The sequence below is a fragment of the Propioniciclava sp. genome, from assembly GCF_036744435.1.
Classification (GTDB): domain Bacteria; phylum Actinomycetota; class Actinomycetes; order Propionibacteriales; family Propionibacteriaceae; genus Propioniciclava.
This window is the reverse complement of record NZ_DAIOIA010000094.1, coordinates 1-12,034: the sequence shown is the minus strand read 5'-3', so window position 1 is coordinate 12,034 and position 12,034 is coordinate 1. Positions and strand designations below refer to the sequence as shown.

Here is a 12,034-nt window from a genome sequence, read left to right as displayed (position 1 = left end):
GCGCATGTACCTCGACCCCGCGCGGCCCGGCGTCGAGGACCTCATGGACTTCATCACCTCCGGAGTCCGCTCCTCGTGCACGTACGCGGGCGCCCGGACGCTTGCTGACTTTCACGCGCGGGCCACGGTGGGCGTGCAGTCACGCTCCGGCTACGAGGAAGGCCGCCCGCTCCACGTCAGCTGGTAGTCGGGGCCGTCCGCACCTCCTGAGGCTCTGGCGGCCAGGGCACCTCCTGATGTCCGGGCGGACAGGGCTCCAACGACGGCACCGAGGGGCAACCCGACCCAACCGCGCCATGGACGCCGGCGCCCGCGCTACGCGCACGACAACGCGGCCCCGGAACCATGCTGGTTCCGGGGCCGCGTTGTCCGGGCTCAGTGCTTGTAGTCGCCCGTGTAGAACTCGTAGGCCCAGCCGCAGGCGGCCCAGATGCCGAGGCCGACGCCGAGCAGGCTGATCCACCATCCGTAGACGGCGCCCAGGAGCATCGCCGTGATGGCGACGGTCGACCAGAACGGGACGATGCTGCTGGGCGGGAAGAAGCCCAGGGCACCCGCGTTCTCGACGATCTCGCCGTCCTTGCGGTCTTCTGGGCGCATCCCGACTGTCCGGCCCGTGACGATGAGCAGACCCCACACCATCAGGCAGAACAGCAAGGTCAGGGCCAGCACGGTGGTACCGATGACCTCGAAGTGGCCCATCTGCCAGGTGATCACCGCGTAGGCCGGGGTGACCACCACAAAGAACGCGATCAAGAAGAGGAAGATCTTCGCTTCGGTCTTCATCGGTTCGCCTCCTCCTCGAGAGCGGGCTTGGACTCGGGCTGCTCGACGCCACGGCGCCCAGAAATCTCCGGGTAGTGCAGGTCGAAGGCGGGAGCCTCACTGCGGATCCGCGGCAGCGAGGTGAAGTTGTGCCGCGGCGGCGGGCAGGAGGTCGCCCATTCCAGGGAACGGCCCCAGCCCCACGGGTCATCCACGGTGACGCGGGGCGCGGACTTGTGGCTCTTGTAGACATTCCAGATGAACGGAAGCATCGAGATGCCCAACAGGAACGCCCCCACGGTGGAGACCTGATTCAGCAGTGTGAACCCCTCCTGTGGCAGGTAGTCCGCGATCCGGCGCTGCATACCTTCCACACCCAGCCAGTGCTGCACGAGGAACGTCAGGTGGAATCCGAGGAAGATCAGCCAGAAGTGAAGCACGGCGAGTTTCTCATCCAGCTTGTAGCCGTACCACTTCGGCCACCAGAAGTAGAACCCGGCGAACATCGAGAACACGACGGTGCCGAACAGGACGTAATGGAAGTGGGCGACCACGAAGTAGGTGTCAGACACCTGGAAGTCCAGCGGCGGGGAGGCCAGGATGACGCCGGTCAGGCCACCGAACAAGAAGGTGGTGAGGAATCCGACCGCGAAGAGCATGGGGCTCTCCATGCGGATCGAGCCGTTCCACATCGTGCCGATCCAGTTGAAGAACTTCACGCCCGTGGGGACGGCAATCATGAACGTCATGAAGGAGAAGAACGGCAGGTTCACCGCGCCCGTCACGAACATGTGGTGGGCCCACACCGAGATCGACAAGGCGCCGATCGAGAGCGTGGCGGCGACCAGGCCGATGTAGCCGAACACCGGCTTGCGGCTGAACACCGGGATGATCTCGGTCACGATGCCGAAGAACGGCAGCGCCAAGACGTACACCTCGGGGTGGCCGAAGAACCAGAACAGGTGCTGCCACAAAATGGCACCGCCCGTTGCGGCGTCAAGGATGTGGGTGCCCAGGACGCGGTCGCTCAGCAGCACCAGCAGGCCGGCGGCCAGCACGGGGAACACGACCAGGATCAGGATCGAGGTGACCAGGATGTTCCAGGTGAACATCGACATGCGGAACATGGTCATACCGGGCGCACGCATCGTCACGATGGTGGTGATGAAGTTCACCGCGCCCAGGATCGAGCTCAGGCCCAGCATGTACAGGCCGACCAGCCACAGGTTGCCACCGGCTCCGGGGCTGTTGATCGCATCCGACAGCGGGACGTAGGCGAACCAGCCGAAGGAAGCGGCGCCGTCCGGGCTCAGGAAGCCCGCACACGCAACGAGCGAGCCGAACAGGTACAGCCAGTAGCTGAACATGTTCAGGCGCGGGAAGGCGACGTCGGGGGCCCCGATCTGGATCGGCATCAACGCGTTCGCGAAGGCGGCGAACATCGGCGTCGCGAACATCAGCAGCATGATCGTGCCGTGCATCGTGAAGAACTGGTTGAAGGTCTCGTAGCTGAGGTACTGCAGACCCGGGAACGCCAGTTCGGCGCGGATGGCGAGCGCCAGCAGACCGCCGAAGGCGAAGAACGCCAAGGCGGTCCACACATACAGCTTCGCGATCACCTTGTGGTCGGTGGTGGTCATCCAGGACCACACCAATGCGCCCTTGCCCAGCCGACGCGACGGCTGGGCGACCGCGACGCTGGACTCGACCCGTGCGGCGGTAGTCATGGCCTCAGCCCTCCTTCTTCGGTCCGGTGGTGGGGAAGGACGGGGCGACCAGGTCGCCGGTCTGACCGGAGGCCACCAGCTCCTTGATCACCGCGTTGTACTCGGCCTCGGGGAGGACCTTCACGTTGAAGACCATCTGGGCGTGGTAGGTGCCACACAACTCGGCACACTTGCCCAGGAACTCACCCTGTTTGGTCGGGGTGACGTCGAAGCTGTTCGGGTGGCCCGGGATGACGTCCAGCTTGAAGTAGAAGTCCGGCACCCAGAACGAGTGGATCACATCGGCCGACTGCAAGTTGAACCGGACGGGCTTGTTCAGCGGCAGATACAGGGTCGGGATCGTCTCGATGGTGCCGACCGTGTGGGCATCGCTGCCGATCGCAGGGTTGTCCGCTTCGCGGTAGTTGAAGGTCCACGACCATTTCTGGCCGATGACATCGATCTGGTGGGGGTTCTGCGACTCGGTCTTGGCGAGCACGCCGTTCTGCGCCTGCACCGTGAAGAAGAACAGGACGCCGATGATGAGGAACGGCACCAGCGTGTACAGGATCTCCATCGGGAGGTGGTACTGCGTCTGCTTCGGCGTCTCGTCGTGGCTGCGCCGACGGAACCGGATGATCGCGTACCCGATCAGCCCCCAGACCAGGACGCCGATGATCATCGATGCGATCCAGGCGCCGCTCCAGAGGTTGCCGATGAAGGGTGCACGGTCGCTGGCGGCCTCCGGAAGGCCCCATCGCGTCCACTGCTCCACGGTCGCCTGGGAGCAGCCGCTCAGCGCCAGTGCGCTACCGACGGCGGCCACAGTGGCGACGGCCCGGCGAGCCGGACGGGTTCGAATCAGAGCCACGTCACACCCTTCCCTTGATCGTCAGCCGTTCCGCGCAAACACGGTCGGCCGAGCTGTCGATGCACGTAGGCACACTAACCCAAACGGGCATCCGGTCGCCTCCTGGGAGGCGACCGGATGCCCGCGTCGGGGACACTGTGTCCCGATCGTGACCTGGGTCACGAGGGTGCTCGATCAGTGGAAGCTGTCACCACAAGCGCAGGAGCCGCCCGCGTTGGGATTGTCGATGGTGAAGCCCTGCTGCTGGATGGTGTCGACGAAATCGATCGTCGCGCCGAGGAGGTAGGGGGCGCTCATGCGGTCGGTGACGACCTTGACGCCGTACCACTCCTTCTCGACGTCGCCGTCGAGTTCGCGATCATCGAGGGCGAGCTGGTAGCGCAGCCCCGAGCAGCCGCCGGGGGCAACGGAGATGCGCAGCGAGAGGCCGTCTTCGCCCTCGCTGGCGGCCAGATCGGACACCTTGCGGGCCGCGACCTCGGTCAGGATGATGCCGTCGGCCTGAACCTCCGGCTGCTGATCAACGCTCATGTGGGTGCTTCCTTCGTGCTTGTGGGACCGCGGGCACCTGCGGAGAGGAACCCAAGCGGCAACGCTGCTTGCCGCCAGTCTAGGTCACCTGTGCGGCAGGGCGAAGTGTGACCATCGTCACCACGTCCAGCTTCCGGCCATTCCCGCCGCCCGCGCGGTCAGCTCGGCGGCGTCGAGCAGCGGTCCGCCGCCCAGCGCATACGCGATCTCCGCCCCGAAGGTCCGCAACTCCCGAGACGAGACCTCCACGGTTCGCGCGACCACCACACAGGGTCGCAAGGTCCGCTCGGCCAGCGAGATGACCTCCCCCACCACGGGACCGCCGCGTCGCACGAAATCGAGGTGATCGGCGCCGGTGACCACGACATCGGCCGCGGCGGCGGTCTGCTCGAGGTGGGCGACCTGGGCGCACAACGCGGGCCCGCTGGTGAACCAGGCACCCAGAGCGGTCAACGCGACCAGGGCGCCTCCCGCCGCCCCCATGCCGGGGCCGTCCTGAACTCCCAGCGCACCCGCGAGCGCCCCCAAGGAGGCGTCCGTGGCAAGCATGAGTGCTGGATCCGCGCCCGTGGCGTGCCCGCGGCGCGCGGTGAGTCCCCGTAGCCCCAGCAGCATGTCGCCCAACTGTTCGGGGTGGATCGCGGCGACGAGCTCGGTCGCGCCCACCGCCTCGCGGGCCGTGTCGAGGTCGACATGGGTGAGCCCCGACAAACCGCCGACTCCGGCGTCCAGCGGGACGTCCGCCCGGGCACCGAGCGCAGCCAGCAGCCCCGCTCCGCCGTCGTGAGTGCGCACCGACGTGAGGTCGACCACGACGCGCCGAGGACCGTCGGCCAGGACCGCGGCGAGGTCGCGTCCCAGCGCCAGCGTCGACGACTGCGTGTCGATGCCGGGCTCGGGAGCGTCGGCCGCAGGACCGGTCACCACGACGGCGTCGTCCCCGAGTTCGGCCAGCGCCTGACGCAGGTCGTCGCCACCCGCAGCCAGGGGAACCACCGCGACCTCGACGCCGGGCCTCACGGCCACGAACGCACGACCCAACGCGGCCCCCGCGTCCGATGACGCGAGGGCCCCGAGGCGATCGGTGCAGATCAGTAGGCGCACTAGGGAAGCAACCCCCCGGCACCGTCGGTGTCGCCGACCCAGTCGCGCAACTGCTCGGGTGGCGTGTCCGCCTCGGGCAAGATGACGTCGGAGTCGATGAGGAGGTCGTCGTCGAGCGGGGTGCCCTGCTCGCGAACCTCGGCGAGCAGACGGGTCATGGCCCGCTGCACCCAGGCCGGATCACCCTCGGCCAGCGCGGCCTCGACATCGTCGTCCAGCGCGTTGATGATCTCCAACTCGGCGTCGTCGAGGCGGTACTGCCCTTCGCCCAGGATGCGGACGATCATGGCGTCAACCCTGAGATCCGGGAGCCGGGGAGGCCCCGCCGTTCGTCTCGACCTCGGTGACGGTCGCATCCACCGGGGCCTGAGCGCCCGCCGGCAGCTGCGGGGCAGCCGCAGGCGCCGACCCGGACGGGAGCGCCCCCAAAGACGCCTTCAAAGCGGCCAGCTCGTTCTCGACCTGGGACGAGGAGGCGAGCGAATCGAGCTCGCGGGTGATGTCGTCCTTGTACGTGTTGGTGGGGTCGTCCAGCGCACCGGAGGCGAGCAGTTCGTCGATGGCGCCGGCGCGAGCCTGCATCTGCGCGGTCTTGTCCTCGGCGCGCTGAATCGCCAGGCCGACGTCGCCCATCTCCTCGCTGATGCCGGTGAACGCCTCGTTGATGCGGGTCTGCGCCTCGGCCGCCGAATACGTGGCCTTGATCGTCTCCTTGCGGGTGCGGAACGCGTCCACCTTGGCCTGCAGCCGGGTGCTGGCCCGCACCAGCTTCTCCTCTTCGCCCTGCAACTGCGCGTGCTGCTGCATGAGGTCGTCGAGTTGCCCTTGCAGCCCGGACTTGCGGGTCAGCGCCTCACGGGCCAGGTCCTCCCGGTTCACCTCGAGCGCGCGCTGCGCCGACAGTGCCAGCTTCTTCATTTCGGAGTCGAGCTGGTTGGCCTGAAGCTCCACGCGCTTGCGGCTGGTCGCCACGTCGGCGACGCCGCGACGCACCTTCTGCAGCAGTTCGAGCTGGCGCTGGTAGGAGTAGTCGAGGGTCTCGCGGGGATCCTCCCACTTGTCCAGGGCCTTGTCGGCCTTGGCGTTGAAGATGATCCTGAGTCGTTCGAACAAGCCGGCCATGGTCTTCCTTCGGGTCCTTCCGTGGGGCGTGCAGCGGTCACAGCCTAGCCGGAGGGCGGCTCCTGGCGATGGCGTCCGCCCCCGGCCTTCCCCTGATCTAGACTGAGCCGAGTTCGCCATCGCACCAGAAGGACCTGATCCCACGTGGCCCTGTTCAAGAAGTCGGAGCCGGCCCCCGCGCCGGAGCCGGTCGCCGCGCCCCGCGACCCGCAAGCCAAGAAGAATGTGCCGACGCCGTCGCGGCGCGACGCCGAAGCCGCGCGCCGCCAGCGCGTCCACCCCAGCCTGTCCCCCAAGGAGGCTCGGCGGCGCGACCGTGAGGCCAACTACGCCACCCGGCAGCGAGACATGGCACGCCAGGAGGAGCAGGAGGGTCGAGTCCTGATGAGAAACCTCATCGACTCGCGCTTCAACCCCGCCGAAATCGCCATGCCGGTGCTGCTGGGGGTGATGGCGCTGGCCTTCATTCCTCAGCTGACGCCGTACATCCAGTGGCTGCTATACCTCACGTGGGCCTTCATCGCCGTCATCATCCTCGATGCCTTCCTGGTGTGGCGCCGGTTCAAGACTCTGGCAGCCCAGCGCATCCCGGGCGCGCCCCTGCGCGGGCTGATGATGTACGGGTTCAACCGGCAGATGTCGTTTCGCCGGTGGCGCCAGCCTCCGCCCGTGATCAAGCGCGGCGAGTCCTTCTGATGGCCTGGACCTGGTCGTCCCCGCAGGCCGATGACGCCGTGGCGGCGGCGACCGGGCTGGAGCAGGAGTTCCCCGCCCAGGCGGACGCCGAGGCGTGGCTGACGGAGAACTACGACGTCTTGGAGGACGCCGGGCTCGACGAGGTCAGCCTGCTGCGGGATGGGCAGGTGGTGTACGGCCCGATGAGCCTGCACGCCTGAGCTCCGCCACCCCCAGCACCGCCCCGAAGCCGGCGACGAGGAGACCCACGCCCACGATCACCGGGCGAGCCTGCTGCGCCGCGTCGACCCGTTCGGCGTACGTCTGCTGGCGGGTGCCCTGTGCGTTGACGCAGACGTCACCGGGCGCCATGACGACATCACGGCAGGTGATGGTGGGGTTGGCGCCCAGCGTGAGCGCCCAGATCACGGCGGCCGCTCCCACGATCGCCAACGCGGCGTGTGCCCAGACGCGCCGCATCACTGCGCCTTCACATGCGGATGGACCAGGGGCGCCTTCTCCACCGTGAACGGCTCGACGCGGGCACGCACCTGGACCCCGACGTCTGCACCGGGCGCATACCCGGGCTCGAGCAGCGCCAGCCCGATGCCGGTCTGCAGCGTGGGGCTGAAGGTTCCCGAGGTCACCGTGCCGACGACCGCACCATCGTCGCCGACGCAGTCCATGCCCGGTCGGGGGATGCCGCGGCCGACGGCTTTGATGGCCCGTGATCGGCGGCTTGGCCCCGCGGCGCGTTGCCGCTTCAGCGCCTCGGCACCCCAGAACGTCGGCTTGTCCCAGCCCACGGCCCACCCGAGCCCGGCCATCACCGGGGTGATCTCGGCGCTGAGTTCGTGCCCATGGAGCGCGTACCCCATCTCGGTGCGCAGCGTGTCTCGCGCCCCGAGCCCGGCGGGCAGCATCCCGAGCGGCTGACCCGCGCTCAGCAGCGCGTCCCACACGGTGACCGCATCGGACCACGCGCAGACGACCTCGTAGCCCAGCTCCCCGGTGTAGCCGGTGCGGCACAGGGACACGGTGACGCCCGCGATCTGGGCGGGGCGGAAGTGCATGTACTCCAGGGACGGTGGCACCCCGAGCGCTTCCAAGACCGCGTCGGACGCCGGACCCTGCACGGCCAGGATGGCGTGCTGCAGGTGCTCGTTGGTCACCACGACCCCGGCGGGCGCGGCCTCCTGGAGCAGCCCCACCACGGTGGCCGTATTGGCTGCATTGGGAATGAGGAGGACGTCCTCGTCGGACACGAGGTACTGGATCAGGTCGTCCACCACCCCGCCATCGTCAGCGCAGCACAGGGTGTACTGCGCCTGGCCGGGGCCGATCCGGTCCAGGTCGTTGGTCAAGCAGGAGTTGAGAAAGGAACGAGCCCCGGGGCCGGACACCCGCGCATTGCCGAGGTGACTGACGTCGAAGAGGCCTGCGGCCGTCCGGACGGCGGTGTGCTCGGCGACCACTGAGGTGTATTGCAGCGGCATCGACCAGCCACTGAACTCGGCGAACTTCGCCCCCAGGGCTTCGTGGCGCGCGTGCAGGGGCGACCTCATGAGCTCGACCATGCGCTCAACCTACCTCAGCGCACCCCTCTCGCCGCTTCCCCAGCCGGGTCTCCGGCTCCCCACGGACGCATCACGTGGGTAGGCTGGCGAACTGAGCCACGACCGGAGGGACACACACCCGTGACGAACGCTTCGCTGCCCGCGATCACCGCCGCAACCGCACTGCCCAAGGACGCCGACGCCCTGGTGGTCGGCCTAGCCGAGGCATCGGGCGGACCCGTCCTGGTCGGCGTCGGCGACGAACTGGAGAAGGCGTGGGCCAAGCGGCAGTCGACCTCGCTGCTCGCCGCCGCTCAGCAAGTGGGCGCCTCGACCAAGGTGGGAGCGACGGTGACCCTGCCAGGCGCGCCGCTGGTCGTCGTCACCGGACTGGGTGGCGTGGACGTCACCCCCGAGCAGGTGCGCCGCGCGGCCGGGTCGGGTGTGCGCGCTGCCGCAGCCACCGGGGTGGGGCTGCGGGTGGCCGTGAGCTTCGACGCTGTCGAACCCGAGGTGATCCGAGGCGTGGCCGAGGGTGCTTTGCTCGGCAGCTACGCGTACGTGAAGGCCGGTACGACCGTCATCGCGCCGGCGATCGCCGCGCTCGTGGTGATCTCCCCCGCCCGTGACGCAGCCGCCCAGGTGGATCGAGCCGCGATCGTGGCCAGGGCTGTCGTCCGCGCCCGGGATTGGGTGAACACGCCCGCCAACGTGCTGTATCCCGAGACCTTCGCCGAGGAGGCCCGTTCGGTGGCCAAGGCCGCCAAGCTGGAGGTCGAGGTCCTCGACGAGAAGGCACTCGCGCGGGGCGGCTACGGCGGCATCCTGGCCGTCGGCGGCGGGTCGGCCCGGCCGCCACGGCTCGTGCGGATCACCTATGCACCCCGCGGCGCCCGCACGCACGTGGCGCTGGTCGGCAAGGGCATCACCTTCGACACCGGCGGGCTGAACCTCAAGCCGTCCGACGGCATGATCACGATGAAGACGGACATGGCCGGAGCCGCCGCGGTGATCGCCGCCATCGCCGCCATCGCCGAACTCAAGCTCAAGATCCGGGTGACGGCCTACGCCGCCATGGCCGAAAACATGCCTTCCGGCGCCGCCTACCGCCCCTCTGACGTGCTCACCATGTACGGCGGCACGACCGTCGAGAACGCGAACAGCGACGCCGAGGGACGTCTCGTGATGGCCGACGCCTTGGTGCGCGCGGGCGAGGACGACCCCGACCTCACCGTGGACATCGCCACGCTGACCGGCGCGTGCATCGTCGCCCTGGGCGACCGGGTCGCCGGGCTGATGGCCTCCGACGACGAGACCGCCGACGTGGTACTGGATGCCGCGGAGGCATCCGGCGAGGATTTCTGGCAACTCCCCATTCCTGAGCACATCCGGCAGAACCTCCGCAGCGAGGTCGCCGATCTGGTGTCGTCGGGGACCAGCCGGTACGGCGGCGCGCTCACCGCAGCCGCCTTCCTCCAGGAGTTCGTCCGTGACGGCGACCGATGGGCCCACCTCGACATCGCCGGACCGTCCTGGAACGCCGGGACGGCCTACGACTACGTGGCCAAGGGCGGCACCGGTAGCGGCGTCCGGACTCTGGTCGCGCTGGCCAGGAGGCTGGCTGAGGCGGAGCGCTCCTGACACTTCCCCCGGCCCGACCGAGAGTGTGAAAGCTTTGCCGGAGGGCTAGTGTGGGCAGCGGAAACGGCCAGTCATCGAAGAAGGAGCCCGCGAGCATGCCGACCAATGTCCCCCTCCCAGCACTGGGTGAAAGCGTCACCGAAGGCACTGTCTCCCGATGGCTGAAGCAAGTCGGCGACACCGTCGAGGTCGACGAGCCCATCGTGGAGGTCTCCACCGACAAGGTCGACACCGAGGTCCCCTCCCCGGTCGCCGGCACCATTCTCGAGATCGTCGTCCCGGAGGACGAGACCGCTGAAGTCGGGGCCACCCTGGCAGTGATCGGCGATCCCAGCGAGGCCGCCGCTGCACCGCAACAGGCCGCCCCCGCCCCCGCAGCGGCGCCGACTGCACCTGCTCCGGCTGCACCTGCTCCGGCAGCGCCCGCTCCCTCAGCGCAGGCTCCCGCAGCAGGCACCGAGGTCACCCTCCCCGCCCTCGGCGAATCCGTCACCGAAGGCACCATCTCCCGCTGGCTCAAGGCCGTCGGCGACACCGTCGAGATCGACGAACCCATCGTCGAGGTCTCCACCGACAAGGTGGACACCGAGGTCCCCTCCCCGGCAGCCGGCACCGTCCTCGAAATCCGCGTCCCCGAAGACGAGACCGCCGAAGTCGGCGCCGTCCTCGCCATCATCGGTGACCCCAACACCGCCGCACCCGCAGCCGTACCCCAGGCAGCACCCGTCCCGGCAGCACCCGCTCCGGCAGCACCTGCCCCGGCGGCGCCCGCCCCCGTCGCTGCGGCGGCGCCTGCCCCCGCAGCGGCTCCGGTCTCCGCGACCCCCGCTCCTGCCGCCGCGCCGCGCCGCGCCAGCGACGCCCCCGACGCCGGCTACGTGACGCCGTTGGTTCGCAAGCTCGCCCAACAGAACGGCGTCGATCTGGCTTCGGTCACCGGCACCGGGGTGGGCGGACGCATCCGCAAGCAGGACGTCCTGGACGCCGCCGAGGCCCCGGCACCGGTCGCGACCGCCCCGGCACCTGCAGCCCCGAAGGCTGCCGCGCCCGTCGCCAAGACCGCCACGGCGGAGCCGTCCGCCAAGCGGGGCACCACCGAGAAGCTCAACCGTCTGCGTGCGGTCATCGCGAAGCGCATGACCGAGTCCCTGCAGACGGCCGCGCAGCTCACCGCGACGGTCGAGGTCGATGTCACCAACATCACCAAGCTGCGCGCCAAGGTGAAGGATGCGTTCAAGGCTCGCGAAGGCGCGTCGCTGTCCTACCTGCCGTTCATCTCCCTGGCCGCGGTCGAGGGACTCAAGCAGTTCCCGGTGGTCAACGCCGAGATCGACACCACGGCCGGCACGATCACCTACCCGGCCGCCGAGCATCTCGGCATCGCGGTGGACACCGACCGCGGCCTCCTGGTCCCCGTCATCAAGGACGCGGGCGATCTCAACGTCACCGGACTGGCCAAGAAGATCGGCGATCTGGCCGCCCGCACGCGGGCGAACAAGGTCACCCCGGATGAACTGACCGGCGGTACGTTCACGATCACGAACTACGGCTCGGCCGGGACCCTGTTCGACACCCCGATCATCAACCAGCCGCAGTCGGCCATCCTTGGCACCGGGGCGCTCGTGAAGCGGCCCATGGTCATCAAGGATCCGACGCTGGGTGAGGTCATCGCGGTGCGCGACATGATGTACCTGTCCGTCACCTACGACCATCGTCTCATCGACGGCGCGGTCGCGGCCCGGTTCCTGTCGTTCGTGAAGGCACGCCTCGAAGAGGCGGACTTCGGGGCCGAGTTCGGCCTCTGATCCACGCCACGGCTACGTGCCCGTCCCCGCGAGGGGGCGGGCACGCTGCCGTTCACGGCCCTGCGCCCCGAAGATGCCTGCCCGACCCCAGCCCTCCCCCGCTCGGCCGACCGCCACGCCAGGCACGGGACCGACACTCGGCCACAGCGCACGCCCGGCCGCCCGGATGCGTAGCATGGCGGTGTGGCACCCCAAGGACAGCACGAGGGATTCACGTTCACCTACCTGGGCTATGACGGCAGCGATCTCGGGCTCAGC

General features: G+C 69.0%; 14 protein-coding genes and 1 pseudogene. 5 read left to right on the top strand and 10 right to left on the bottom strand.

The genetic code is table 11. The features are described from left to right. Positions 1–187, top strand: a pseudogene (locus V7E09_RS11535) (GuaB1 family IMP dehydrogenase-related protein); the annotation flags it as partial. 188 nt (positions 188–375) lie between these two features. On the opposite strand, the gene V7E09_RS11530 reads toward V7E09_RS11535, so the two are convergent. The 7 genes from V7E09_RS11530 to V7E09_RS11500 form a co-directional block, all read right to left on the bottom strand. Then, entirely contained in the window at positions 376–786 is a 411-nt protein-coding gene (locus V7E09_RS11530) for a cytochrome c oxidase subunit 4 (protein ID WP_324511009.1), read from the bottom strand. Further along, positions 783–2,492 carry an aa3-type cytochrome oxidase subunit I gene (gene ctaD / locus V7E09_RS11525; RefSeq protein WP_324523416.1) on the bottom strand — a complete coding sequence of 570 codons (1,710 nt, stop codon included), beginning with the start codon at positions 2,490–2,492 and terminating at the stop codon, positions 783–785. Before ctaD ends, V7E09_RS11530 begins: the two co-directional genes overlap by 4 nt. 4 nt (positions 2,493–2,496) lie before the next feature. Then, positions 2,497–3,342: an aa3-type cytochrome oxidase subunit II gene (gene ctaC / locus V7E09_RS11520; protein WP_442956881.1), complete on the bottom strand. Its 846-nt coding sequence runs from the start codon at positions 3,340–3,342 to the stop codon at positions 2,497–2,499. Positions 3,343–3,516: 174 nt separating this feature from the next. Then, positions 3,517–3,873: a HesB/IscA family protein gene (locus V7E09_RS11515; protein ID WP_324511011.1), complete on the bottom strand. Its 357-nt coding sequence runs from the start codon at positions 3,871–3,873 to the stop codon at positions 3,517–3,519. 117 nt (positions 3,874–3,990) lie between these two features. Continuing rightward, positions 3,991–4,899, bottom strand: a complete 909-nt coding sequence (locus V7E09_RS11510) for a glycerate kinase (protein WP_324511012.1) — start codon at positions 4,897–4,899, stop codon at positions 3,991–3,993. Between the two features lie 77 nt (positions 4,900–4,976). Continuing rightward, complete coding sequence (pspAA, locus tag V7E09_RS11505; protein ID WP_324511013.1) at positions 4,977–5,264, bottom strand: PspA-associated protein PspAA; 288 nt, start codon at positions 5,262–5,264, stop codon at positions 4,977–4,979. A 4-nt stretch (positions 5,265–5,268) separates the two neighbouring features. Then, the gene (locus V7E09_RS11500; RefSeq protein WP_324511014.1) at positions 5,269–6,099 is read right to left on the bottom strand and encodes a PspA/IM30 family protein; all 831 of its coding nucleotides are present in this window, start codon (positions 6,097–6,099) and stop codon (positions 5,269–5,271) included. 144 nt (positions 6,100–6,243) lie between these two features. On the opposite strand from V7E09_RS11500, the gene V7E09_RS11495 reads away from it, so the two are divergent. Both V7E09_RS11495 and V7E09_RS11490 read left to right on the top strand, forming a co-directional pair. Then, positions 6,244–6,795, top strand: coding sequence for a DUF3043 domain-containing protein (locus V7E09_RS11495; RefSeq protein WP_324511015.1), 552 nt, complete (start codon positions 6,244–6,246; stop codon positions 6,793–6,795). Then, positions 6,795–6,995 carry a hypothetical protein gene (locus V7E09_RS11490; protein WP_324511016.1) on the top strand — a complete coding sequence of 67 codons (201 nt, stop codon included), beginning with the start codon at positions 6,795–6,797 and terminating at the stop codon, positions 6,993–6,995. The genes V7E09_RS11495 and V7E09_RS11490 overlap by 1 nt, the downstream gene beginning before the upstream one ends. Here V7E09_RS11490 and V7E09_RS11485 read toward each other — a convergent pair. Together V7E09_RS11485 and gcvT are read right to left on the bottom strand one after the other, a co-directional pair. Further along, entirely contained in the window at positions 6,940–7,254 is a 315-nt protein-coding gene (locus V7E09_RS11485; RefSeq protein ID WP_324511017.1) for a hypothetical protein, read from the bottom strand. The two genes, V7E09_RS11490 and V7E09_RS11485, sit on opposite strands and share 56 nt — an antisense overlap. After that, complete coding sequence (gene gcvT, locus V7E09_RS11480) at positions 7,254–8,351, bottom strand: glycine cleavage system aminomethyltransferase GcvT (RefSeq protein WP_324511018.1); 1,098 nt, start codon at positions 8,349–8,351, stop codon at positions 7,254–7,256. The genes V7E09_RS11485 and gcvT overlap by 1 nt, the downstream gene beginning before the upstream one ends. Positions 8,352–8,471: 120 nt before the next feature. Between gcvT and V7E09_RS11475 the strand changes: the two genes are divergently transcribed. Both V7E09_RS11475 and sucB read left to right on the top strand, forming a co-directional pair. Then, on the top strand, positions 8,472–9,971 hold the full coding sequence (locus tag V7E09_RS11475; protein ID WP_324511019.1) for a leucyl aminopeptidase: 1,500 nt from the start codon (positions 8,472–8,474) through the stop codon (positions 9,969–9,971). Positions 9,972–10,066: 95 nt separating this feature from the next. Beyond that, positions 10,067–11,776: a 2-oxoglutarate dehydrogenase, E2 component, dihydrolipoamide succinyltransferase gene (sucB, locus tag V7E09_RS11470; RefSeq protein WP_324523415.1), complete on the top strand. Its 1,710-nt coding sequence runs from the start codon at positions 10,067–10,069 to the stop codon at positions 11,774–11,776. A 12-nt stretch (positions 11,777–11,788) separates the two neighbouring features. On the opposite strand, the gene V7E09_RS11465 is transcribed toward sucB, so the two are convergent. Continuing rightward, positions 11,789–12,034: hypothetical protein (locus V7E09_RS11465; RefSeq protein WP_324523414.1), on the bottom strand; the 246-nt coding region annotated here is incomplete at its 5' end.

Excerpts from the sequence above, each read along its gene's own strand:
- V7E09_RS11515 (WP_324511011.1), bottom strand. The coding sequence starts at position 3,873 with ATGAGCGTTGATCAGCAGCCGGAGGTTCAGGCCGACGGCATCATCCTG.
- V7E09_RS11530 (WP_324511009.1), bottom strand. The coding sequence starts at position 786 with ATGAAGACCGAAGCGAAGATCTTCCTCTTCTTGATCGCGTTCTTTGTG.
- V7E09_RS11500 (WP_324511014.1), bottom strand. The coding sequence starts at position 6,099 with ATGGCCGGCTTGTTCGAACGACTCAGGATCATCTTCAACGCCAAGGCC.
- pspAA (WP_324511013.1), bottom strand. The coding sequence starts at position 5,264 with ATGATCGTCCGCATCCTGGGCGAAGGGCAGTACCGCCTCGACGACGCC.
- sucB (WP_324523415.1), top strand. The coding sequence starts at position 10,067 with ATGCCGACCAATGTCCCCCTCCCAGCACTGGGTGAAAGCGTCACCGAA.
- ctaD (WP_324523416.1), bottom strand. The coding sequence starts at position 2,492 with ATGACTACCGCCGCACGGGTCGAGTCCAGCGTCGCGGTCGCCCAGCCG.
- V7E09_RS11490 (WP_324511016.1), top strand. The coding sequence starts at position 6,795 with ATGGCCTGGACCTGGTCGTCCCCGCAGGCCGATGACGCCGTGGCGGCG.
- gcvT (WP_324511018.1), bottom strand. The coding sequence starts at position 8,351 with ATGGTCGAGCTCATGAGGTCGCCCCTGCACGCGCGCCACGAAGCCCTG.
- V7E09_RS11485 (WP_324511017.1), bottom strand. The coding sequence starts at position 7,254 with ATGCGGCGCGTCTGGGCACACGCCGCGTTGGCGATCGTGGGAGCGGCC.